Origin of the sequence: Chamaesiphon polymorphus CCALA 037 (assembly GCF_003003845.1) — a bacterium.
Lineage (GTDB): Bacteria > Cyanobacteriota > Cyanobacteriia > Cyanobacteriales > Chamaesiphonaceae > Chamaesiphon > Chamaesiphon polymorphus.
Genome location: NZ_PVWO01000663.1, coordinates 1 through 2,565 on the forward strand (window position 1 = coordinate 1; position 2,565 = coordinate 2,565).

A 2,565-nucleotide genomic window follows, 5' to 3' on the forward strand; every position below is an offset into this window, starting at 1 on the left:
TCGCCCTCGAAGTCGGAAGCTCCGTCCTCGCACATGAGCGCGTAAGCGCGATTGTGCAGGGCGGGGTAGTTCACTGTTGTCACTTTTGGGCACTATAAGCCTAGGATCGGTTCTAATTTTTGCTCGGTGCAACACGCTCGGCGCGATCGATCGGCTAGATATCGAAATACCAGTTTTTAGACATAGTTAGCAGAAAATGGACACGAACGATCGATCGCGGACAATTCTGATTGTGGAAGACTCCCTGACATATCGCAGTAAGTTGCGGGACTATTTGAGTCAAGACAATCGCTACAACTACATCATCCTGGAGACAGAGACGGGCGCAGAAGGATTGAGACAATATCGGATCGCTCAACCCGATGCCATTTTGCTCGATTATGTCCTCCCAGATATGAATGGGTTGGAATTTTTGCAAGCTTTACAGCAGCAAATCAAAAAACCCGATCTCCCGGTGGTACTGCTGACAGAGTACGATAAAGAGAACCTAGCAAACCTGGCGATCGAATGTGGTGCCCAGCAGTATCTGAGTAAATCGGCAGTAACGACCGAAAATTTACGCTTGTCATTACACAATGCAATCAAGCAGGGCGAACTCCTGCGTCAAGTCGCCGAGCTTCAGATCCAAAACCAGCGACATCTCAAAGTTTTGAACCAGAAGGAGGAGCAACTCCGCTTGGCGTTGGCATCGGCACGGATGGGAATTTGGGATTGGGATCTGCTGACGGGACAGATCCACTGGAACCGCGAACATGAAGAGTTATTTGGCTTCACGCCGGGTGGTTTCGATGGCACCTACGAAACATTCGATCTGTGCATTCATCCAGACGATCGCGCTAGATTCCACGAACAAGTCGTAAAATCGATCGAGACTCATACCAGCCTGTGTCATCAATTTCGGATTATTTGGCCAGATGGGAATACTCATTGGATCGAGACGCGGGGCGAGGCATATTTTAACGATGCTGGGCAACCGATCCGGACGATCGGTACCGTTGTAAATATCGACGAGCGACAGCAAGCACAACAATTATTACAAACTCAACTAGATCGACAACGCCTAGTACTGGATATGACGGTACGCATCCGGCAATCGCTCGATTTAGAGGAAATTCTGCAAACCACTGTCGATGAGGTACAGCAATTTTTGCAAATCGAGCGCGTACTAGTTTATAAATTTTTACCTGACTGGAGCGGTAAAGCGATCGTCGAATCGGTGGGGACGGAATGGTGTGACATCCTCACGCACGATCGAGTCTATCGTCCTTGTGGCAAATCGGCGATCGACCACTTTCAACAAGGGTGTATCATCGCCAATGCCGATATCTACACTGCCGAACTTGACGATCTGCACATTCAAATGTTAGAAAGTCTCCAAATCCGCGCCAATCTGGCAGTACCGATCTTTAAACGGGATAAATTATGGGGCTTACTGATCGCCCACCACTGCTCGGAACCGAGAGCTTGGCAAGCTTCCGAGATCGAGCTAGTCAAACAGCTCGCCAGCCAAGTCAGTATCGCCATTCAACAAGCCAATTTGTTTGCCCAAGCCCAAACCGAATTGACACAGCGCAAGCAAGCGGAAATGACCTTACAATTGCTCAATGCGGAATTAAAACAACATCGGGCAGTCGAAAAGCTCAAAGATGAATTTATTGGAATTGTCAGCCACGAACTCCGCACGCCGCTGACTTCGATGCAGGGTGCTTTGGGGCTATTGGCAATGGGTTTGATGGATGACGAGCCAGCACAGATGAAGCAGATGATCGAGATTGCCTCCAATGAAACCGAACGCCTGGTGCGGTTGGTAAATAATATTCTCGATTTAGATAAATTAGATGCCGATCGTCAGGCCCTAGCCCTAGAATGGTGCGATGCCCACAACTTACTCAAACAAGCGATCGATGTGATGACTGGTTCTGCTGCTGCCGCTGGCGTAGATCTGGTACTAGAAGATTGTCCCTCCTTGCAGATTTTTGTCTCACCCGATCGCATTCTCCAAACATTGACTAATCTAATTGGTAATGCGATCAAATTTTCAACCCCAAATAGTGCGATCTCGATCTCAGCAGCAACGCTCGACGAGCGGATACCATACAGCTCGACTAGAGTTGACACGTCTCAACTCAACTCGAGTAGCGGATCTCGTCAAATTCGCTTTGCGGTGAAAGATTGTGGGCGAGGCATTCCTGCTGATAAATTAGACACTATTTTCGGTCGATTTCAACAAGTAGATGTTTCTGATTCTCGCGATAAAGGCGGTACGGGTTTGGGACTTGCCATTTGCAAATCGATCGTCGAGCAACATCAAGGGCTGATTTGGGCAGAAAGTACTTTGGGTCAAGGTAGTACATTTTTCGTTACATTACCTCAACCGATGAATAAAAACTTGTTACCTCAGGGTACTTTATAGGTATATATTAGTTTAGATCGCGATTATCCTTTGGAGAGGCTATTCGCGACTTTTGCGTAAGCGCAAAGCGCAGGCTTCGCTTCTCTCCGAGAGGCTCCGCCAACGGAACGCGAAGCCGAACGCCAACGACGACGTGCTGACGATCTCAGGAG

General features: G+C 48.4%; 1 protein-coding gene. It reads left to right on the forward strand.

Going from position 1 to position 2,565, the window contains the following annotated elements:
* Positions 1–196: 196 nt before the first annotated feature.
* Complete coding sequence (locus tag C7B77_RS27960) at positions 197–2,413, forward strand: ATP-binding protein (protein WP_106312771.1); 2,217 nt, start codon at positions 197–199, stop codon at positions 2,411–2,413.
* Positions 2,414–2,565 lie beyond the last annotated feature (152 nt).